Source organism: Methylobacterium sp. Leaf100 (assembly GCF_001422845.1).
Taxonomy (GTDB): Bacteria; Pseudomonadota; Alphaproteobacteria; order Rhizobiales; family Beijerinckiaceae; genus Methylobacterium.
Map to the genome: position 1 here is coordinate 34,556 of NZ_LMMW01000062.1, position 19,499 is coordinate 54,054.

Annotated in this window: 20 protein-coding genes; 6 read left to right on the plus strand and 14 right to left on the minus strand. The window is 68.7% G+C overall.

Annotation, left to right across the window (positions count from 1 at the left end):
- Positions 1 to 11: 11 nt before the first annotated feature.
- The 4 genes from ASF25_RS20180 to ASF25_RS20195 are packed head-to-tail and all read left to right on the plus strand — an operon-like array spanning position 12 to position 2,582.
- Entirely contained in the window at positions 12 to 521 is a 510-nt protein-coding gene (locus tag ASF25_RS20180; RefSeq protein ID WP_018044293.1) for an RNA polymerase sigma factor, read from the plus strand.
- Entirely contained in the window at positions 518 to 1,327 is an 810-nt protein-coding gene (locus ASF25_RS20185) for an anti-sigma factor (protein WP_018044294.1), read from the plus strand. The genes ASF25_RS20180 and ASF25_RS20185 overlap by 4 nt, the downstream gene beginning before the upstream one ends.
- On the plus strand, positions 1,324 to 2,214 hold the full coding sequence (locus ASF25_RS20190; RefSeq protein ID WP_018044295.1) for a LysR family transcriptional regulator: 891 nt from the start codon (positions 1,324 to 1,326) through the stop codon (positions 2,212 to 2,214). Before ASF25_RS20185 ends, ASF25_RS20190 begins: the two co-directional genes overlap by 4 nt.
- The gene (locus ASF25_RS20195) at positions 2,211 to 2,582 is read left to right on the plus strand and encodes a DUF202 domain-containing protein (protein WP_018044296.1); all 372 of its coding nucleotides are present in this window, start codon (positions 2,211 to 2,213) and stop codon (positions 2,580 to 2,582) included. Before ASF25_RS20190 ends, ASF25_RS20195 begins: the two co-directional genes overlap by 4 nt.
- 3 nt (positions 2,583 to 2,585) lie before the next feature.
- Here the strand turns inward: ASF25_RS20195 and ASF25_RS20200 are convergent, their stop codons facing one another.
- From ASF25_RS20200 to ASF25_RS20220, 6 genes are all read right to left on the minus strand, one after another.
- Entirely contained in the window at positions 2,586 to 3,671 is a 1,086-nt protein-coding gene (locus ASF25_RS20200) for a sulfite oxidase (protein WP_018044297.1), read from the minus strand.
- A gap of 79 nt (positions 3,672 to 3,750) precedes the next feature.
- Positions 3,751 to 4,734 carry a beta-propeller fold lactonase family protein gene (locus tag ASF25_RS20205; RefSeq protein WP_018044298.1) on the minus strand — a complete coding sequence of 328 codons (984 nt, stop codon included), beginning with the start codon at positions 4,732 to 4,734 and terminating at the stop codon, positions 3,751 to 3,753.
- Between the two features lie 185 nt (positions 4,735 to 4,919).
- Complete coding sequence (locus ASF25_RS20210) at positions 4,920 to 5,258, minus strand: cytochrome c (protein WP_018044299.1); 339 nt, start codon at positions 5,256 to 5,258, stop codon at positions 4,920 to 4,922.
- A gap of 11 nt (positions 5,259 to 5,269) precedes the next feature.
- A complete protein-coding gene (locus tag ASF25_RS20215) occupies positions 5,270 to 6,493 on the minus strand; it encodes a molybdopterin-dependent oxidoreductase (RefSeq protein ID WP_018044300.1) in 1,224 nt (407 codons plus the stop codon).
- Positions 6,494 to 6,771: 278 nt separating this feature from the next.
- The gene (locus ASF25_RS23950; protein WP_018044301.1) at positions 6,772 to 6,906 is read right to left on the minus strand and encodes a hypothetical protein; all 135 of its coding nucleotides are present in this window, start codon (positions 6,904 to 6,906) and stop codon (positions 6,772 to 6,774) included.
- Between the two features lie 78 nt (positions 6,907 to 6,984).
- The gene (locus tag ASF25_RS20220; protein WP_018044302.1) at positions 6,985 to 7,218 is read right to left on the minus strand and encodes a hypothetical protein; all 234 of its coding nucleotides are present in this window, start codon (positions 7,216 to 7,218) and stop codon (positions 6,985 to 6,987) included.
- A 214-nt stretch (positions 7,219 to 7,432) separates the two neighbouring features.
- Between ASF25_RS20220 and ASF25_RS20225 the strand changes: the two genes are divergently transcribed.
- Complete coding sequence (locus tag ASF25_RS20225; RefSeq protein ID WP_018044303.1) at positions 7,433 to 8,584, plus strand: TDT family transporter; 1,152 nt, start codon at positions 7,433 to 7,435, stop codon at positions 8,582 to 8,584.
- A 26-nt stretch (positions 8,585 to 8,610) separates the two neighbouring features.
- Here the strand turns inward: ASF25_RS20225 and ASF25_RS20230 are convergent, their stop codons facing one another.
- Positions 8,611 to 9,672, minus strand: a complete 1,062-nt coding sequence (locus ASF25_RS20230; protein ID WP_056306598.1) for a putative sulfate exporter family transporter — start codon at positions 9,670 to 9,672, stop codon at positions 8,611 to 8,613.
- 183 nt (positions 9,673 to 9,855) lie between these two features.
- Complete coding sequence (locus ASF25_RS20235; protein WP_018044305.1) at positions 9,856 to 10,494, minus strand: 2,3-bisphosphoglycerate-dependent phosphoglycerate mutase; 639 nt, start codon at positions 10,492 to 10,494, stop codon at positions 9,856 to 9,858.
- A gap of 339 nt (positions 10,495 to 10,833) precedes the next feature.
- Between ASF25_RS20235 and ASF25_RS20240 the strand changes: the two genes are divergently transcribed.
- Positions 10,834 to 11,244: a response regulator gene (locus ASF25_RS20240; RefSeq protein WP_051074325.1), complete on the plus strand. Its 411-nt coding sequence runs from the start codon at positions 10,834 to 10,836 to the stop codon at positions 11,242 to 11,244.
- A 171-nt stretch (positions 11,245 to 11,415) separates the two neighbouring features.
- Here the strand turns inward: ASF25_RS20240 and ASF25_RS20245 are convergent, their stop codons facing one another.
- The 6 genes from ASF25_RS20245 to ASF25_RS20270 all read right to left on the minus strand — a co-directional run bounded on the left by ASF25_RS20245 (position 11,416) and on the right by ASF25_RS20270 (position 19,463).
- Positions 11,416 to 14,583 carry a CusA/CzcA family heavy metal efflux RND transporter gene (locus ASF25_RS20245; RefSeq protein WP_018044307.1) on the minus strand — a complete coding sequence of 1,056 codons (3,168 nt, stop codon included), beginning with the start codon at positions 14,581 to 14,583 and terminating at the stop codon, positions 11,416 to 11,418.
- Positions 14,580 to 16,082, minus strand: coding sequence for an efflux RND transporter periplasmic adaptor subunit (locus ASF25_RS20250; RefSeq protein WP_018044308.1), 1,503 nt, complete (start codon positions 16,080 to 16,082; stop codon positions 14,580 to 14,582). The genes ASF25_RS20245 and ASF25_RS20250 overlap by 4 nt, the downstream gene beginning before the upstream one ends.
- Positions 16,079 to 16,474 (minus strand): FixH family protein, encoded by a 396-nt coding sequence (locus ASF25_RS20255; RefSeq protein WP_018044309.1) that lies wholly within the window; start codon positions 16,472 to 16,474, stop codon positions 16,079 to 16,081. Before ASF25_RS20255 ends, ASF25_RS20250 begins: the two co-directional genes overlap by 4 nt.
- Positions 16,475 to 16,556: 82 nt before the next feature.
- Positions 16,557 to 16,952 carry a hypothetical protein gene (locus ASF25_RS20260; RefSeq protein ID WP_018044310.1) on the minus strand — a complete coding sequence of 132 codons (396 nt, stop codon included), beginning with the start codon at positions 16,950 to 16,952 and terminating at the stop codon, positions 16,557 to 16,559.
- A 44-nt stretch (positions 16,953 to 16,996) separates the two neighbouring features.
- A complete protein-coding gene (locus ASF25_RS20265; RefSeq protein WP_056172881.1) occupies positions 16,997 to 18,160 on the minus strand; it encodes an MFS transporter in 1,164 nt (387 codons plus the stop codon).
- Between the two features lie 7 nt (positions 18,161 to 18,167).
- Positions 18,168 to 19,463: an arsenic transporter gene (locus tag ASF25_RS20270; protein WP_056306599.1), complete on the minus strand. Its 1,296-nt coding sequence runs from the start codon at positions 19,461 to 19,463 to the stop codon at positions 18,168 to 18,170.
- Between the last annotated feature and the right edge of the window lie 36 nt (positions 19,464 to 19,499).

Here is a 19,499-nt window from a genome sequence, read left to right on the forward strand (position 1 = left end):
GGTAAAGCCTCGTGGACGAGATCGCCGCCCTCATCGAACCGCAGATCCCAGCGTTGCGGCGCTACGCAGTCGCACTGTTGCGGGACCGCGAAGCGGCGGATGACCTCGTCCAGGACACGTTGGAGCGGGCGTTGTCCGGCTGGTCCGGACGTCGCCGCGACGGCGACCTGCGAGCCTGGCTGTTCACGATCGAGCGCAACCTGTTCCTCGGCACTGTTCGACGCCGGGGCCGGCGCGGCATCGATGTCGGCGCTGAGGCTTTGGAGCAGGTGCCCGATCCGGGTGCCGACCCCGAGGCCGTTATGGGGGCACGCGACGTGCTCACCGGACTCGACGCCCTGCCCGAGGAGCAGCGCTCAGTGCTACTGCTCGTCGCGGTCGAGGATCTGTCTTATGCGGAAGCGGCGCAGGTGCTCGGAGTACCGCTGGGCACGGTGATGTCGCGGTTAAGCCGAGCCCGGGAGCGGATGCGAAGTTTTCTGGAAACGGGCCGAACCGGCTTGTTGAGGAGGGTGAAATGAGCGGGGATCCACGCCCGGTCGGCGAGGACGACCTGCACGGCCTGATCGACGGTCGTCTCGAACCGGAGCGGCAGGCACTGGTCGAGGCATGGCTCAGGGGAAACCCCGCGCGGGCGGCCGAGGTCTCGGCGGATCGCGCCCTGCGCGAGCGCTTGCGTGCCCGCCTCGCGCCGATCGCCGAGGAGGCGATCCCGGCGCGGCTCCGGGTGGCCAACATCCGCTCGCGACATCGCCCGATAACCGGGCGCTGGCTTCCGGTCGCGGCTGCGGCCGTGCTCTGCCTCGCGGTTGGCGGTGCCGCCGGCTGGTTCGGCCATGCCGCGCGGCAGGTACCCACGGTCACGCTCGCGCGAACCGAGCCGGCGACCGACGACGCGGTGGCGGCCTTCCGCACCTACGTGGTCGAGGCGGTGCATCCAGTGGAGGTGCGCGCCGATGAGAAGCCACACCTCGTGACGTGGCTCTCGAAGCGCCTCGGCCGGGCGGTGACCACCCCCGACCTCACGGCCTACGGCTTCCGCCTGATGGGGGGCCGGCTGCTGCCGGCGGGTTCCGAATCCGCCGCGATGCTGATGTACGATGACGATCACGGCACCCGGCTGACGCTCTACAGCCGCGTAGGCGATGCGGATGGCCGCACGGTGTTCCGCTTCGCCCGCGAGGGCGACGTCGCCGCCTTCTCCTGGGTCGATGGCGGCATGTCCTACGTCGTCACCGGTCGCACCGACGAAGCGCGGCTTTTGACCGTCGCGCAGGCGGTTGACGCGCAGGTCCGTGGATTGCCGGTTCCGCCGCGGCAACCATGACCCTCGACCAACTCCGCATCTTCGTGGCGGTGGCCGAGCGGCAGCACGTAACCCGGGCTGCCGAGGCGCTGAACCTCGTGCAGTCGGCGGTCAGCACGGCGATCGCCAATATCGAGGGACGACACGCGACCAAGCTGTTCCATCGGGTCGGCCGCGGGATCGAGCTGACCGAGGCGGGACGCGTGTTCCTCGTCGAGGCCCGCGCGGTGCTCGCCCGGGCCGAGGCCGCCGAGCTGGTGCTCGCCGACCTCAGCGGCATGCGACGCGGGACGCTGGCCCTCTACGCCAGCCAGACCATCGCCAGCGACTGGCTGCCGCGCCACCTTGTCGCCTTCCGCCGGGCCTACCCTGAGATCGCCATCCGGCTGGCGGTGGGCAACACCACCGACGCTGCCGATGCGGTCCGCGCCGGGCAGGCCGAACTCGGCTTCGTCGAGGGGGCGCTGGACGACCCGACGCTCGCGAGCACCACCATTGCTCATGACCAGCTCGTCCTCGTGGTCGCCCCAGGCCATCCCTTCGCCGGAGCGACCGCCCTTGAACCCAAGGACCTCGCCGGGGCCGACTGGGTGCTGCGCGAGGGGGGATCGGGAACCCGCTCGGCCTTTGAGGCGGCGCTGGGTGCGGCCGGCCTCGCTGCGGCTCAACTCCAAGTCACACTCGAATTGCCCTCGAACGAGGCGGTCCGCGCCGCCGTCGAGGCCGGGGGCGGGGCCGCCGTGCTGTCCGAGACCGTGGTCGCCGCAGCGCTTCGAGCCGGGACCCTGGTACGGGCGGCGTTCGCCCTGCCGAGCCGGCCGTTCCGGGTACTGCGCCACAAGGAGCGCTACCGCAGCCGGGCCGCCGACGCGCTGCTCGATTTGATCGCAACGGCGGATGCCGAATGAGCGAGCCCGCGAAACCCGTTCCCCCCGACGACCCGCGGGTCAGGCTCGCCGAGGACCGCACGGTGCTGGCAGCCGAGCGCACCTTCGTGGCGTGGCTTCGCACCGGGCTCGCCTTCCTCGGCGTCGGCCTGGCCGCGCAGCGCTTCCTGCGAGAGGTGCTGGCGGTCTGGCCACTGAAGGTGCTGTCGCTCACGCTGATCGCCTGTGCGCTCGCCTCGTTCGCCGGCGCCGCATGGCGGGACCGAGCGATCCGGGCGCGACTCGCTCATGCCGAGATCCCGATGATGCCGCGCATCCTCACCGTCGGGGTTGCGGCCCTGCTCATCGCGATCTCGGGCCTCGCTGCCACCGCCCTGCTCTGGGCGTGACGGTCAGGCCACCGTTACCCGCACCCGGTGCCAGGCGGCGCTGAGGTAGCCCTTGTAGTTCCAGGTGTCGTCCGGCGCCGCAGGCTGGGTCTGGCCGGCGGAATCCCAGGCCCGTACCGCGAGTTCGTGCTCGCCGGTCGTCAGCTCGCGCTCGATCTCCCAGAACGTCCAGGCGTAGGGTGCGTCGGCGTCGCGGTCGATCCGGGCCTGCGCCCAGCTGCGACCGCCATCCGTCGAGACATCGACGCGGGCGACCGCGCGGTCACTGGCGATGGCGTAGCCGCGGATCGCGTGCCGGCCGGCCTTCAACGCCGCGCCGCGGGCGGGCTCGCAGATCGCGCTGTTGAGCGGCATCGCCTCGATGGTGATGCCGTGGGCGGGGTCCGCGGTCTCGGCGGTCACGTCGGGCGGAAACAGCTTGTAGTCGTCGGCCTGCATCGGGTTGTTGGAGGGGTGATCCTGCACCGTGATGCGGGCGAGCCATTTCGGGCTGCGGATGCCGGCAAAGCCCGGCACCACAACACGCAGCGGGTGACCGTGCTCGGGGGCGAGAAGCTCGCCGTTCATCGCGAAGGCGAGCAGCGTCTCGGGGGCGAGAGCCTTGGCGAGCGGGATCGAGGCGCCGAAGCGCGTGTCCGTATGGGCGATCCGGTCGTGGCTCTCGAAGGCGACGTGACGTGCGCCCCCCGCGTCGAGGCCGGCCGCGCGCAGCACCTCGGCGAGGCGCACGCCGGTCCATTCCGCGTTGCCGATGGCGCCGGGCGCCCACGGGTCGCCGGAGACCGGCGCCACCGCCAGCATGTCGGCCCGGCGGTTGCCGGCGCATTGCATCACCGCCGTGACGGTGACGGGCGCGAAGCGTTCCTTGAGATCGGCGAGCGAGAGGTCGAGCGACGTCGCGACCATCCCGTCGATAATCAGGCGGTAGCTGTCGGCGTCGAGGTCCGGGATGTCACCGTGGCTGCGGACGTAGAAGTCGGCCTGATCAGTCAGGAAGGCCGCGCGCAGGCGATCGAGCGGCGGCTCGGCGTTGTAGGGCGCCTTTCCGTGGACGATGAGGCGGTCCTTGCGCTGGAACAGGCCGAGCATGGGGTCTTTGTCCTGCGTTCGTGACGTGTCGACATCGGGAACGCGCCGGGAGCCGAGAAGGCACCCGGCGCGCGACGCCTCAGGGCTTCATGGTCGAGATGACCGCGTTCTTCGCCCGGTCCACCACGGCGACGCTAAGGTCGCGGTTGAGGACGTAGGCGTGGGCGTTGTCGGCCGAGAACGCGATCGCCTGGCGCGGCTCGTTCAGGCCGGTCACCGTGGCGACGACCTTGAGGGTGCCGGTGTCGATCACCGACAAGGAGTTGTCCTTGAGATTGCCCGAATAGACGAAGCGCCCGTCCGGGGTCAGCGCGGCGCCGTAGGGGTCCTTGCCCACCGCCACCTCGGACGTGACCTTACGGGCGGCGACATCGACCACGCCGATCGTGTTGCGGCCGCTGTTGGCGGCAAACAGCGTCTTACCGTCCTTGGTGATCGAGATGGCGCGCAGCTTGTCGAACCCGGCGATCTCGCCGGTGATCTTGTTGGTGGCGGTATCGACCAACGTGATCTTGTCGCCGAGGAAGTTCGTCACGAACACGGTCTTGCCGTCCGGCGACAACTTCACGCCCTGGCGCGGCTGCGCGAAGCCGGGGATCACAGCCTCGGCGAGCATGGTCCTGGTGTCGAACACGGTCAGCGTGCTCGCGGCCTCGTTATTGACGTAGAGCTTGGTCCCGTCGGCCGAGAGCACCGTGCCGAACGCGCCGGGGCCCGCGGCGAGAACGCCGGCTTCCTTGCCGGTGGCGGTCTCGTAGACCGTGATCCGGCCGGTGCCGCTGTCGGAGACGTAGAAGCGGGCGCCGTCCGGCGCGAACACGATGTTGCGCGGGGTCACGAAGCCGTCGAGGCGGCGCAGCACCGTGCCCTTGGCGACGTCGTAGACGATGACGGCGCTCTCTTCGCTGTTCGACACAGCGGCGACCGTACCGGCGGCGTTCAGCGCCAGCGCGTTGTTCTTGATCGCCCCGTCGAAACCGGCGGCGAACCCGGGCTGGCCCTGGGCGAGGAGCAAGGCGGCTCCGGCGACGAGGGCGCGCAGGCTGGTGCGGATATGGGTCATGAAGCGTGTCTCTCGGGCATGCGCGCTCGTTCGGCGGCCGGGGCCTGCCGTGAGGGCTGGTTCGAAATCGGAAATCCGTCGTGCAAGGCCGGGCCGGCCGTGCATCGCCCTGAGGAGACGCCGGAAGGCGCGGTCTATTCCCCGAGGCCGGCGAAAAAAGCGCGGCGGCCTCGGGAATCGGGGGTTCAGGGCGTCGGCTTCAACGCCGTGAGGTAATCGATGATGGTCTGCACGTCGGCCTGATCGACCGGTGCCTTGTAGACGTGAACCATCTTGTTCACGGTCTCGGTCCACTGCGCCTTGGTGAGCTTGGGCTGGGTCAGCACCATCCCGGCCGAGTGGCAGGCAAGGCAGTTGTTGTTGACGGCCTCGGCCCCCGGCCCGTCGGGGAAGATCCGGTCGGAGGTCGGCATCGCAATGGATTGCGAGGTGAAGCGCATCGGCTCGGGGGCCGGGGCGGCGAGCGCCACCAGAGGAGACAAGGCGAGCGCGGCGATGAGGGCCGCAGGGCGGATCGGGTTCATGGCTGGTCTCCTCAAGCGGCCTGGAAGGACACGGTCTCTATGCCGTTCTGCATGAAGCCGTTGGCGTTCCAGACCTGGTCCATGCCCTGGGCGACGCCGTTGGTATTGGTGCAGCGGACCTTAACCGCATGGGTGCCGGCGGCCAGCGCCGGCAGGCTGCCGTCGAAGCGGCGGAAGCTGTAGGGGCCCTCGTCCGCGCCGAGTTGCGCCGGAAACCACGTCGCCCCGCCGTCTCCGGAGAAGTCGACCGCCTTTACCCCGCAATCGCCGCCGAAAGCGATGCCGCGAAGGGCCACCGGCGTTCCGGCCGCCACCTTGGCGCCGTCGGTCAGGTTGGTGACGAAGGAGCGCGGCACCATCCTGTTGATCGGCACCGTCTTGAAGCCGGTCTGGCCGGGCTTGATGTTGGCGCCCGGCACGTCCGGGATGCGGTAGGCGGTCTTCATCCAGTACCCGTCGTCGGGCTTGTCCAGCACCTCGATGTCGGACAGCATCTTGACCCAGTAGGTCGAATACCAGCCCGGCACCACGAGGCGGAGCGGGAAACCGTTGAGCAGCGGGAGCTGCTCGCCGTTCATCGCGTAGGCGATCATCACCTCACCATTGTTGGCGTGGTCGAGATCGAGCGACTTCTTGAAGTCCGGCGCGTCGTCGACCACGGGCTCGTCGAGGCCGTTGAAGCGCACCTGCACGGCGCCGGACTTCACCCCAGCGCGTTCGAGCACGTCCTTGAGGCGTACCCCGGTCCAGCGGGCGTTGCCCATCGAGCCGTTGGCCCATTGCGCGCCGGGCACCCGCGGCTCGAACAGCCCGCGTGAATTGCCCGAGCACTGGTTCACCGCGGCGATCTCGAAGCGCGGCAGGCCGGCGATGGCGTCGAGCGAGAGCGAGAGTTCCTTATCGACGTGGCCGTGGACCTTAAGACGGAAGGTGCCGGCATCGACTTCGGTCGGGATCGAGGCCCAGTGCCAACGGACGTAGAAGCGGTCGTTAGGGGTGAACACGCCCTCGTCGAACACCGAGAACGGCGTCTCCAGCAGCGGCGGATGGGTGCGTTGAAGGATCATCTCGGCCTTGCCCGGAAAGGCGGTGGTCAGCGCCCGCTCGTCCGGGCCGCCGGGCAGCGGAAGCTTCACCGAGCCCGCGGCCCAGGCCGGCATGGCGGCGGCGAGGCTGCCGACCCCTAGGCCACCCAGGACGAGGCGGCGGTTCAACGGTTCGTGCAGATGGCGCATGATGTCTCCCTGGAATCGTTTGTTGGGCCGCGTCGGCCGGTCGCTGGATCTCGGTGTCGCCGTCGGCGGACGGCATTGGCGTCGGTCGGGACGGTTCGGTCTCGCCGCCGGAAACTCGGGTCGTCGATCCATGTCATCCCGGCAAAGAGGCGTCCTCTCCGTGAACGAGATGCTACAGCGAGATGATTATTCCACCCAATGATCGTTAGAGATCTGAACGATCTCCGATTGCGATCATCCGAAGATTTCCGATCTCCGATCAATGGCGGGCGGCCGGATCAGATGATCGTCAGCCAGGCGGTGCCGACGGCGGCGACAGTCAGGGCGACCGTCCAGAACAGGACCCAGCGCATATGACCGCTGGTCTCGCCCTGCCGGGCCTCGTCAGTGGTCTCGAAGGTGGGTCGGGTCATGATGGATCTCCCTGTCATTCGGGTGTTCGAAGGCTTCACGTGCCGCCGGACGGATGCCCGGCGGCCAAGGGGGCGCTGTCAGCGACCGATCAGTTCCCGCGCCGGGCCGCCGGTCTCCTGGCCGCGGCCACGGGCGTAGGCCGGGAGTGCCGGGTTCTTGGCGTTGGCGCCATCGGCGTCGCCGTAGATCGGTGCGGATGGGCTGGTGATGAAGCGGACCTGCGGAGCGCGGAGGCCCTGGGCCTGCGAGAGGCCCGTCATGCCGACGAGGGCGGAGGCGGCGAGGGCGACGGCAGCGATCGTACGGGTCATGGTCGATATCCTTCTGGTCGGGTCGTCACGTCGGTTCGTGATGACAAGAAGGTAGCGGCCGACAACCATTCATACTAATGGTTTGATTAGCTAGTTTTAATCGATTGTTTTGATGATTAAGCGCCGCTTGCGAGTTGATGTTTATCGCGGCGGCGCGCGATGCGGGGTCGTGCTAGAGCCGGTGCGTTGACCCTCCGAAGCCCAAGAGCGCCCCGTGTCCGAATCCAGTCTGCTGGCGATCAGCACAGGCCTAAAGCCGCTCTCGCGCCTCCAGCATCCGCGGGACGTGATCCGACAATTCACGCCGAACTGGTTCACCGTGGTGATGGGCACTGGCGTGGTCGCCTTGGCCCTCGACCGTCTGCCGGAGACGCATGCCCTGCTGGCCCCTGTGCCGCTCGGGCTCTGGCTCGCCTCCGTCGTGCTTTTCGCCACCTTCTGCCTAGTCTACGGCGCGCGCTGGATCTTCTACTTCGATGGCGCCCGACGGATCTTCGGACACTCGACGGTGTCGATGTTCTTCGGGGCGATCCCGATGGCACTGGCGACGCTGCTGAACGGGCTGCTGATATTCGGTCCGCCCTATCTCGGCGCAGAGACCGTCCGAATCGCACTGCCACTGTGGTGGTTCGACGTGGCGCTCGCTCTGATCTGTGCTGTCGCGATCCCCTACCTGATGTTCACCCGTCAGGAGCACCGCATCGACCAGATGACGGCCGTATGGCTGCTGCCAGTGGTGACAGCCGAGGTCGTCGCCGTCTCCGGTGGCCTGCTCGCTCCAGCCTTGAGCGGCGAGAGCCAACAACTCGCCGTCATCGTCACGAGCTTCGTGCTCTGGGGCGTCTCGGTCCCGCTGGCGCTGAGCATCCTGGCGATCCTGGTGCTGCGCATGGCGCTGCACAACTTGCCACCGCGTGAGATGGCCGCATCGAGCTGGCTCTCCCTCGGTCCGCTCGGAACCGGGGCGCTCGGCCTGCTCGTGCTGGGGCAGGCCGGTGGCCCGATCCTCGCGGCAGGCGGTTTTGCCGGCGCGCCCGAGATCCTCAGGATCACGGGCCTGATCGGCGCGCTGATCCTCTGGGGCTACGGCGCCTGGTGGTTTCTGCTCTCGCTCGCCGTCACCGTGCGCTACCTACGCGCCGGCGTTCCGTTCAACCTCGGCTGGTGGGGCTACATCTTCCCGCTCGGCGTCTATGCCCTGGCCACCCTGCGGATCGGCGAAGTGACGGCACTCAGCGGGTTCGCCTGGCTCGGAGCGGGCCTCGTCGGCCTGCTGACCCTACTCTGGCTGATCGTGTCCGTGCGCACGTTGCGCGGGGCCTATCGCGGGGAGCTCTTCGTCTCGCCCTGCCTCGCCGGGGCCTGACCGGGCCTCGGGCGCATCCGATCGGTTCAAGCGAGGCCCAGCACGCGGATCAGACCGAGGCTGACGGCGCCGAGTGCGACGAGCGAGGCGACCACCGCCAGGGTCACCCGCGCCCCGGCCTTGGCGACGCTGCGCACATCGACCCCGAGGCCGAGCGCCGCCATCGAGACCACGGTGAGCAGATTGGCGGTCTCCGACATCGGCGCGAGCGCGACCTGCGGAACCAGCCCGGCCGAGCGAAGGCCCGCGAGCGCCAGGAAGGCGAGGATGAACCACGGCACCAAGCGGTGGATCGCGAGGCCGGCGCGAGCAGGGCGGTCGCCAGCGGTGACGCCGGGGGCGGCCTCGTCGGTCTCCTCGCGCAGCCGGCTTGCGCCGAGCGAGAGCATCAGGACGACCGGGCCTAGCATCAGCACCCGGACGAGCTTCACCAGGGTTCCGACCTGGACGCTGAGCGCCGCGACCGGCGCGGTGGCGGCGAGGACTTGCGGAACAGCGTAGACGGTGAGGCCGGCGAGCACGCCGTACTGCATCGGCGACAGACCGAGCAGCGGCACCAGCAGCGGTAGGCCGAGCACCACCAGCACGCCCAGCACCGCGGTGAAGGCGATGGAGGCGGCGACGTCCTCGCCGTCGGCGCCGATCACCGGTGCCGTGGCCGCGATCGCCGAGTTGCCGCAGATCGAGTTCCCGCAGGCCACGAGGATCGCCATGCGCGGATGCAGCCCGAGCGCTCGGCCGATGCCGTAACTCGACAGGATCGCCACCGCGACGACGCCCGCAATGCCGAAGAGCAGGCCCGGTCCGGCGGCGAGGATCGTCGCGAGGCTGAGCGACGCCCCGAGCAGGACGACCGCGATCTCCAGCACGGTCTTGGCCCCGAAGGCGATGCCGGGAAAGAAACGCTGCGACGGGGTCCAGGCGGTGCGAATCGCGCTCCCGAGCAGGATCGCCAGTACCAGGGCTTCGAGCCAAGCGCGACCGAACAGATGCGCCTCGACGGCCTCGAAGCCGACCGCTGCGGCGGTGACCGCCATGCAGAGGCCCAGTCCCGGAAGGATGGCTCTCGTGCCGGCCAAGGCGTGCATCGATCGAGGGTGGGAGAAAAGTCTGGGCGCGGACATGGATGGCTCCGATGTGATGCCGGAGGATCCCAGGGCCCGTTCATTCACTCCAACGGAATGATTAGATGCTTGCCATCACTGAAATAGATGAAAGCAGGACCCCTTCAGAGTTTGCGGAGACCCATTGTGGAGGGCCGACAGGCGGATTCACCCGTCGATCCAGCGGGCCTTGATCGTCGTGTCCGCAGCAAGCTCATAGATCCTGACGGAGCCCGTCGCGAGTTCAAGGTGCTCGACCTCCGCGGGGCTCAGGTCTTCAAGCGCCATGACAAGCGCCCGCAGGCAATTGCCGTGGGCGACGACGAGCACGTCTCCGCCCATAACCGCCGGCTGGATGGTTCGGAGGTAGCATGGGACGATGCGGGCGACGGTATCGCGCAGGCTCTCACCGTTCGGCGGCGCCTCGGCGTAGGAGCGGCGCCAGGTCTCGATCCGCTCCGCCCCCCAGCGCGCATCGGCGGCGATCTTGTCGAGCCCGCTGAGGTCGCCGTAGTCTCGCTCGTCGAGCGCGGCGAAGCGTTGGGGGACCAATCCGGGTTGCCCGAGCGCATCGAGAATAAGCCGGCCGCTCACGATCGCCCGCGTCAGCGTCGAGGTGAAGGCTGCGGAAAAGCGCCAGCTGCGCTCGGCCAAACGCCGCCCGGCTGCCTCGGCTTCCATCCGGCCCTGCTCGGTCAAGGGCGAGTCCAGCAATCCCGTGAACAGGCCGGATCGGTTGGCTACGCTCTGGCCATGCCGGACCAGCACGAGATGTCGCGTGACCGGGGCTTTGCAATCGTGAATCACGCTGTCTCCCGAGGCAGAGCACTTTCGTGCCGGTCGCATCGCCTCTGATGATGTCGGCATCCGACTTCAACGAACTTCGACCATGCGATGGGTTGGACCGTTCATCCGGAGTCGGCGGGTCATCCTAGGTCCGCTTAAGAACGTCTCGCGACTGAAAGCAGCCAAGCTGCTTCCCACCCCAAGCTGACCTCGCGAATGGGTACCAAGCGTCAGATTTCAACCACTAGGGGCCCGCATCCACGGGACCTACGGAAACGGCGCTAGGCAACCATGCTCCGATGGCGCAAAAGAAACCTATGTTATGCGGCAACCTACCGGCCAGGCCGGCCTTTGGTATCCATGCCCCTGCCTGACCCCGCCGATGCCCCCCATGTCCTCGTGGTCGACGACGACGCCCTCATCCTGATGGATGTGTCCGACATCCTGGAGGATGCCGGTTTCGTGGTTCTTGAGGCGATGGACGTCGCCCAGGCGACGCGGGTGCTCGACGAGCACCATGGCAAGGTGCAGCTGCTGTTCACGGACGTGCAGATGCCCGGGCCGGACAACGGCTTCGACCTGGCGCGGCGGACGGCCGTGACGTGGCCCCACATCGCCATCGTGGTCGCCTCCGGCAATGTGCGACCTGAACCCGGGGACCTGCCCGATGGGGCGACGTTCATCGGGAAGCCGTTCAGCCCCTCCTTGGTCCGGCACCACGTGCGCGAGACGATGCCGTCGGAGAAGCACCCCGGGCCCCTTCGGAGGTAAGCCCGGGATCGGTTGGCCGGAGCCCCATGCCTCCTACCGGCTCTCCTCGATCATCGACCGGATGCGAGCGACCCTCGATGTCGGGTTAGGCGAGGTCTTCGAGAATGTCGGAGACCAACATGCCTAACCGTCGGCTCGTCGTCGACCACCAGCATGGTCTCGTCCTCGTTGTCATTCCGCGGCCAAGGGCATCGTGTGCCCCTCGACGGGTTCCGGCTGCATGTCGGATCTCGGCAGTCCCCATCCCTTCACCAGCCCGTATACCGCCGGGATCACGACGAGGGTCAGGACGGTCGACGACACCATGCCGCCGATCATCGGCACCGCGATGCGCTGCATGACCTCGGAGCCCGAGCCGGTGCTCCACAGGATGGGCAACAGCCCGGCTATGATGGCGACCACGGTCATCATCTTGGGCCGCACCCGCTCGACCGCGCCGACCATGATCGCCCGCCTCAGGTCATTTCGCGATAGGGCGCGCCCATCCCGCTCGCACTCCGTCCGGATCTCGGCCAGCGCATGGTCGAGGTAGACCAGCATGATCACCCCGGTCTCGGCGGCGACCCCGGCGAGCGCGATGAAGCCCACGGCCACGGCGACCGATAGGTTGAAGCCCAACCACCACATCAGCCAGACGCCGCCCACCAGTGCGAAGGGCAGCGACAGCATCACGATGAGGGTTTCAGTCAGCCGGCGAAAGTTGAGGTAGAGCAGCAGGAACACGGTCAGGAGGGTCAGGGGCACCACGATCTTGAGCCGGGCCGTGGCGCGGTCGAGGTACTCGACCTGCCCGCTCCACTGGAGGGTGGTCCCGGGTGGCAGGCTCACCTCGCCGGTAACAGCCGCCCGTGCATCGGCCACGTAGCCGCCAAGGTCCCGTCCCGAGACATCGACGTAGATGAAGACCGCGAGTTGCCCGTTCTCGGTCCGGATCTGGGTCGGCCCCCGGGTCAGTGCCACCTTGGCGACTTCGCCCAAGGGGACCGTGCCTCCGCCCGCGATGGGCACCTGCACCTCGGTCGCGATGGATTGTGGGCTCGACCGGAAGGCGCGCGGGTAGCGCACGTTGACGGTGTAGCGCTCGCGGCCCTCGACCGTGTTGGTGACGCTCTCGCCGCCGAGCGCCATGGCGATCACGTCCTGCACGTCCCCGACCGATAGGCCGTAGCGGCCCAGAACCTCCCGGTCGGGCGTGATGTCGAGGAAGTACCCGCCCTGGACGCGCTCGGCATAGGCGCTCGACGTGCCCGGCACCGCCTTCACCACCGCCTCGACCCGGCGGGCGACCTTCTCCATCTCGGCGAGGTCGGTTCCGAGCACCTTGATGCCGACGGGGGTCCGGATGCCGGTGGCGAGCATGTCGATGCGGGCGCGGATCGGCTGGGTCCAGGCATTGGAGACACCGGGGAACTGGAGCGCGGCATCCATCTCGGCTTTGAGGCTCGCCAGCGTCACGCCCGGGCGCCACTCCGCCTTCGGCTTCAGGTTGACGATGGTCTCGAACATCTCGGAGGGCGCCGGGTCCGTCGCGGTCGCGGCCCGTCCGGCCTTGCCGTAGACGGACAGGACTTCCGGGAAGCTCTTCAGGATGGTGTCCTGTCTCCCTAAAAGCTCGCCGGCCTTGGTCACCGAGATGCCCGGCAGGGTGGTCGGCATGTACATCAGGGTGCCCTCGTCGAGATCGGGCATGAACTCGGACCCGAGTTGCAGGGCCGGCCAGACCGAGGCGCCGAGAACGCCCAGCGCGATCAGGATGGTCAGCACCCGCGCCCGCAGGACCCCTGCGATGATGGGACGGTAGAACCAGATCAGGAGCCGGTTCACCGGGTTGCGGTGCTCGGGCACGATGCGGCCGCGCACGAACAGCACCATCAGCGCCGGAACCAGCGTCACCGACAGCACCGCCGCCGCCGCCATCGCGAACGTCTTGGTGAAGGCCAGCGGCCCGAACAGACGCCCTTCCTGGCTTTCCAGGGTGAAGATGGGCAGGAAGCTGACCGTGATGATGAGGAGCGAGAAGAACAGCGAGGGACCGACCTCGGAGGCGGCCTCTATCAGGACCTGGACCCGGGGCTTGCCAGGGTCCGCCCGCTCCAGGTGCTTGTGGGCGTTCTCGATCATGACGATGGCGGCGTCGATCATGGCGCCGACCGCGATGGCGATGCCGCCCAGGCTCATGATGTTGGCGCCCAAGCCCAGCGCCTTCATGCCCGCGAACGCCATTAGGATGCCGACCGGCAGCATCAGGATCGCGACCAGCGCACTGCGGACGTGGAGCAGGAACACGACGCAGACGAGGGCGACGATGGCGCTCTCCTCGATCAGGGTCCCCTTGAGCGTCTCGATGGCCGCCTCGATGAGGTGCGACCGGTCGTAGACAGGCAGGATCTCGGTGCCCTTGGGCAGGCTCGCGGCGACCTCGGCGAGGCGCGCCTTGGCACTCGCGATAACGTCGAGGGCGTTGGCCCCGAAGCGCTGGAGGATGATGCCGCCGGCGACCTCGCCCTCCCCGTTCATCTCGGTGATGCCGCGGCGCTCGTCGGGACCGAGCTCGACCCGGGCGACGTCCTTCACCCGCAGGGGCGTGCCCGCCTCTGTCTTCAGGACGATGCTCTCGATGTCGGCGATGCTCTTGAGGTACCCGCGGCCACGGACGACGAACTCGAACTCGGAGAGCTCGACGGTGCGGCCGCCTACGTCGGCGTTGCTCGCCCGGATCGCGTCCCGGAGCTTCGCCAGGGTGATGCCCTGCGCCCGCAACCGGCTCGGGTCGACGACCACGTTGTACTGTTTGACGAAGCCGCCGACGCCTGCGACCTCGGCCACGCCTTCGGCACGAGAGGCCCCGAAGCGCACGACCCAGTCCTGGAGCGAGCGGAGCTCGGCCAGCGTGCGCTCTTTGGCGACCACGACGTACTGGTAGACCCAGCCGACCCCGGTCGCGTCCGGTCCCAGCGTCGGGGTCACCCCCGCCGGCAGGCGCTTGGCCACGGTGTTTAGGTATTCGAGCACCCGGCTCCGGGCCCAGTATGGGTCGGTGCCGTCCTCGAAGATGACGTAGACGAACGAGACCCCGAAGAACGAGAAGCCGCGCACGACCTTCGACCGGGGCACCGTCAGCATGGCGGTAGTCAGCGGGTAGGTGACCTGGTCCTCGATGACCTGTGGCGCCTGCCCGGGGTACTCGGTGTAGACGATGGTCTGGACGTCCGAGAGGTCCGGGATCGCGTCGAGCGGCAGGGTCCTCAGGGCGTAGAGCCCGGCCCCCACCGCGAACACCGTCCCGATCAACACCAGAACCAGATTCCGGGCCGACCAGCCGATGAGCCGGGCGATCATGGCGCCCTCCCATCGGCCGCCGCCTGCGGACCTGGTTCTACCTTCGGCTCGGAGAGACCCTGCAGCGCCGCCTTGAGGTTGCTCTCGGCGTCGATGAGGAAGTTGGCGGCGGTCACCACCCGGTCGCCTGCCGCGATGCCCTCCCGGACTTCGACGTAGCCGTCGCCGCGGGCACCGAGCTTGACCGGGCGCGGCTCGAAGCGGCCCTCGCCCTTGTCGAGCAGGACGACCTGCCTGGTTCCGGTGTCGATGACGGCGTCGTCGGGGACGGCGACCACGGGCTTGGCGTTCCCGGTCGCGATCTCGACGTCGCCGTACATCCCGGGCCGCAGGTCGCCGTTGAGGTTCGGCAACTCGATGCGCAGGCGGGCCGTCCGGGTCCCCATGGCGAGGTGCGGATAGATCCGCGTCACCGTGCCAGTGAAGGTCCGGTCGGGAAACGTCCGGGCACGCACGGTCGCCGTTTGGCCCTCCGCCACGGACGCCAGGTCGCGTTCGGTCACGTCGACGAGCACCCATACCCGGGTATGGTCGACGAGCTTGAACAGGGTGTCGCCGGACTTGGCGCGCATGCCGTCGGAGACGTTGCGCTCGACCACGACGCCGTCGCGTGGCGCCGACCACGTGATGGTCGCCGGCACTTTTCGGGATCGCTCGATCTCGTCGATGGCCTCGGGCGGGATGCCGAGGTTCTCCAGTCGGCGCCGGGCGCCCTCGTAGCCGATGCCGGTGAGGTACTGCGCGGCGGCCGCGTTCATCTCGGGCGAGAACAGGCGCATGAGCGGCTGGCCCTTGTGGACGTGGTCGCCGGTGGTGACGGCCTCGACCTTCTCAATGAAGGCGTCGGTGCGCATCGCGATGACCGAGATCCGGCGCTCGTCCTCCTCGATGGTTCCAGGAGCCCGCACCGGCATGGATAGGACGCGCCGTGCAGCGACCTCCGTCCGGACGCCGGTTCGCTGGACCTTGCCGGGCGAGAGGGTCACGGTGCCGTCGTCGGTGTCCTCGCCCTCGTAGACGGGGAGGTAGTCCATCCCCATCGAGTCCTTTTTCGGAATCGGCGAAGTGTCCGGAAGGCCCATCGGGTTGCGGTAGAAGCGCACCTTGCGGGCGCTCGCGGGCGTCTTGGCCTGAGCCATGGCCATGTCGCCGTGGCCGGCGTCAGGCATGGCTTCCGCCTCTTCGGGTTCGTCGAAGCGCACGTCCTCGCTGGCGTGGACGGCGCGGTAGTCGCGACCGTCCGCCGTCTGTTTGGGTTCGGAGGCGTAGTCCGGCTTCCCGTCCGGGTCTCGGTAGTAGACCACCGAACCCGTCGCCTTGATCGGAGCCTGCGCGGGCATCGGGGAGGCCGGCCGTGCACCCGGCAGCCAATGGGCGAACCCGGTCCGCGCCTGCTGGACGAGCGCCGGCACGGGGCTGCCCTCATGCCCCGCGCCATAGCCCAGCCCCCCCGCCGCGAGCGCGGCGAGGGTCCCGGCCAGCCATGCCGTCCGGCTCACTTGGTGGCCTTGAACACCAGCTTGTTCTCGACGGTGCCGGTCTCGCCTTGGACCTTGGCCCCGAGCGAGAGGCGCCAGCCGCCGGCCATCGTCAGCTTCGCCTTGAACCGGTAGAGGCCCGGCTCCGGCGAGGGCAGTTGCTCGATCTTGGAGGTCATCTCCTCCATGCTGTCGGGCGCCATATCGATGCGCTTGGCGAAGATGACGGCGTTCGGCACGGGCTTGGACGTGCGCTTGTCGACGAGGCGGACGTCGAGGATGGCCTCGCCCTGCTTGGCTTCGTCCTTCACCAGCTGGAACTCGTAGTCCTTGGTGTCGGCCCGGGCCGCGGCGGTGAGGGCGAGGCCGAGCAGCGCAACCGTGAGGGCGCGCGAAAACGATGTCTTGGTCACGATGTGGGGTCTCCTGAACGCGATGGATGGCCACGCGCGGACGCGCGTCACCGTGCCGGCGCAGGCGCCGACGGCATCGGGTTCAGGCTCGGGGAGGCTCGGAGGGTGGCCCTTGCGAGACGCTGTCGAAGGAGGCGGTGACGGCCCACGCAGTCCCCTCGACGACGGCGACGCGTCCCGGCAACCCTAAGGCGCCGGGCAGGCCGGTGGCGACCTTCGCCAGGCAGAGTGCCATCAGGGGGCAGCCCTTCGAGCAGTCGGGCATGTCCGGCCGCTCCTTGGGGCAGCACGGCATCTCGTCCATGGCCATCCCGGCCATGTCGTCCATGGCCTCGTCGGGCATCGCCATGGCGTGGCCCTGAGCGGCCATCGGCGCATGCATGCCCGCGGCGGCCGCGGATGCGGTCACCGGCGCAAGGGCGAGGCTGAGGACCGCAAGGAGCGGAAGCAGCCGCCGAAGGGCGAGCCAGAAGGTCACGGACGGACGATGCCACATCGCGGAGCGGTGAGGAAGGGAGGTGACTACCGGACGCGCCAGAGGGATACGGCGAGCGCGACGTTCGCGAGGGCGAGCACGGTCAAGAGGGCGTAGGTCGCATCGGCGCCCGCCTGCGTCAGCACGACCGCCCCGAGGGAGGGCGCAAGCGCCTGCGCCACCAGCCCCGGACGGGCGAGCCGGCCAACGAGCGGGGCGTAGCGCTCGGGACCGAACAGCGCGAGGGGCACCGTCCCGCGGGCGATGGAATAGATCCCGTTGCCGGCGCCGTAGAGGACCAGCGACAGCCCCACCACGGGCAGACCAGCCGCCAGCATCGCGACCCCGATGGCGACGAGGACCATCGCCGCGGTGAGGGTCCATAGAGGGTGATGCCGGCCCTTCCCGGCCATCTCGACGATGCGCGCCCCCACCTGTGACGGGCCGATCAGCGCGCCGTATGCGACGGCCGAGGTCAGCGCCACGCCACGGGCCTGGAGAAGGGTAATGAGGTGCACCGAGACCATGGCCATTACGGTGCCGCCGAGGGTCAGGACCCCCGCCATGAGGAGGAAGGCACGCCGCTCGCGTGCATCGAGCCGGACGGCCGAGACCGGGCCCTCGGAACGTGCTGGCCCGTGGGCAGGGGGGTGCGGGATGACGAGCAGGACGAGGGGAAGCGTGACCGCCAGGTGCAGCCCGGCATAGGCGAGGCAGGTGCCGCGCCAGCCTACCCGTTCGATCAGGAAGGCCGAGAGCGGCCAGCACACCGTGCTGGCGAAGCCGCCCCACAGGGTCAGGGTCGTGATGGCGGGTCTTGCCTCGGCGCCGTAGAGCCGACCAAGCGTGGCAAAGGCCGGATCGTACAGGCCGGTGCCCATGCCGAGCCCGACGAGGAGCCAGCCCACCAGGTAGGTCGGCAGGTTCGGCGCGAGGCCGAGGACGCCGAGGCCCAAGGCAAGGACCACGGCCGCGAAGGCCAGAACGGGCCTACCGCCGTGCTCCCCGATGAACGCTCCGACCCGTGGCGAGACCAAGCCCGCGACGAGGAGGCCGAGGGACAGGCCGCCGATGACCCAACCCAGGGGCCATCCCGTGTCCTTCGACATCGGGGTGGCCAGCACCGACAACAGGTAGAACGAGGAGCCCCAGGTCAGGATCTGGACGACGCCTAGGGCCGAGATCACGGGCCAGCGGCGCACCGGGGTCATCGGTCCGCTACCGGGCCCCAAGAACGGGTAGCCACACTGCAAGGGCAGCCAGGGTGACGAGCAGCACCGGAGGGGTGATCACGAGGCCGACCCGCATGTACTGACCCCAGGTGATGCGCTGGCCCTTGATGTCGAGGACGTGCAGCCAGAGCAGGGTCGCCAAACTCCCGATGGGCGTGAACTTCGGGCCGAGGTCGCAGCCGATGACGTTGGCATAGACCATGAGCTCCCGGGTCAGTGGCGAGAGGTCCGGGGCCTGCTGGATTGAGAGCGCGCCCACCAGCACGCTCGGCATGTTGTTCATCACCGAGGACAGGATGGCGGCGGCGAACCCGGTCCCGATGGTGGCGACGAACGGGCCAAAGCCCGAGAGCCATACGAGCCCCTGCGCCAGGTAGCCGGTCAGCCCGGCATTCTTCAGGCCGTAGACCACGAGGTACATGCCGAGGCTGAACAGCACGATCTGCCAGGGGGCGCCGGTCAGGACCTTGCGAATGGGGATGACGCGGCTGCGGTTGGCCAGCGCCAGGAGGATCAGTGCGCCGGCACAGGTGACCACCGAGACCGGCACGCCGAACGGTGCGGTCACAAAGTAGGCGACCAGAAGCAGACCGAGGAGCGGGAAGGCCGCCCGGAAGACCAGCGGGTCCTTGATCGCGTGGCGCGGCGCTTCGAGCTCGGCTACCGGGTACGTGGCCGGAAGGTCGCGCCGGTAGAACAGCCACAGCACCACCAGGGTCGCTGCCAACGAGACCAGGTTCACCGGCACCATCACGGCCGCGTAGCGGCTAAAGGAGATGTCGAAGAAGTTCGCCGAGACGATGTTGACGAGGTTCGAGATCACCAGCGGCAGGCTCGTCGAGTCTGCCACGAACCCGCAGGCAACAATGAAGGCCAGCGCGGCCGCCGGCTTGAAGTTCAGCCGGAGCAGGATGGCGAGCACAATGGGGGTGAGCAGGAGGGCCGCCCCGTCATTGGCGAACACCGCCGCGATGGCTGCACCCAGGAGGATGAGCAGCGGGAAGAGCAGGCGTCCCCGGCCGCCGCCCCAGCGGGCGATGTGGAGCGCCGCCCAATGGAAGAAGCCGGCTTCGTCGAGGAGCAGCGAGATGATGATCAGCGCCACGAAGGTGAAGGTCGCGTCCCAGACGATGTGCCAGACCACCGGGATGTCGCCGGGGCTGATGACCCCGGTGGCCAGCGCCACGGCGGCCCCGATGAGGGCGCTCCACCCGATGCCGAGCCCCTTCGGCTGCCAGATGACGAAGACGAGGGTGACCACGAAGATGGCAAGGGCGAGCATCGGGACCGTTTCTTGTTCTTGTGTACGTGGAGCGGA

Excerpts from the sequence above, each read along its gene's own strand:
- ASF25_RS20270 (WP_056306599.1), bottom strand. The coding sequence starts at position 19,463 with ATGCTCGCCCTTGCCATCTTCGTGGTCACCCTCGTCTTCGTCATCTGG.
- ASF25_RS20185 (WP_018044294.1), top strand. The coding sequence starts at position 518 with ATGAGCGGGGATCCACGCCCGGTCGGCGAGGACGACCTGCACGGCCTG.
- ASF25_RS20195 (WP_018044296.1), top strand. The coding sequence starts at position 2,211 with ATGAGCGAGCCCGCGAAACCCGTTCCCCCCGACGACCCGCGGGTCAGG.
- ASF25_RS20210 (WP_018044299.1), bottom strand. The coding sequence starts at position 5,258 with ATGAACCCGATCCGCCCTGCGGCCCTCATCGCCGCGCTCGCCTTGTCT.
- ASF25_RS20245 (WP_018044307.1), bottom strand. The coding sequence starts at position 14,583 with ATGATCGCCCGGCTCATCGGCTGGTCGGCCCGGAATCTGGTTCTGGTG.
- ASF25_RS20220 (WP_018044302.1), bottom strand. The coding sequence starts at position 7,218 with ATGACCCGTACGATCGCTGCCGTCGCCCTCGCCGCCTCCGCCCTCGTC.
- ASF25_RS20200 (WP_018044297.1), bottom strand. The coding sequence starts at position 3,671 with ATGCTCGGCCTGTTCCAGCGCAAGGACCGCCTCATCGTCCACGGAAAG.
- ASF25_RS20265 (WP_056172881.1), bottom strand. The coding sequence starts at position 18,160 with ATGACCCCGGTGCGCCGCTGGCCCGTGATCTCGGCCCTAGGCGTCGTC.
- ASF25_RS23950 (WP_018044301.1), bottom strand. The coding sequence starts at position 6,906 with ATGACCCGACCCACCTTCGAGACCACTGACGAGGCCCGGCAGGGCGAG.
- ASF25_RS20205 (WP_018044298.1), bottom strand. The coding sequence starts at position 4,734 with ATGACCCATATCCGCACCAGCCTGCGCGCCCTCGTCGCCGGAGCCGCC.
- ASF25_RS20230 (WP_056306598.1), bottom strand. The coding sequence starts at position 9,672 with ATGCACGCCTTGGCCGGCACGAGAGCCATCCTTCCGGGACTGGGCCTC.
- ASF25_RS20240 (WP_051074325.1), top strand. The coding sequence starts at position 10,834 with ATGCCCCTGCCTGACCCCGCCGATGCCCCCCATGTCCTCGTGGTCGAC.
- ASF25_RS20190 (WP_018044295.1), top strand. The coding sequence starts at position 1,324 with ATGACCCTCGACCAACTCCGCATCTTCGTGGCGGTGGCCGAGCGGCAG.
- ASF25_RS20215 (WP_018044300.1), bottom strand. The coding sequence starts at position 6,493 with ATGCGCCATCTGCACGAACCGTTGAACCGCCGCCTCGTCCTGGGTGGC.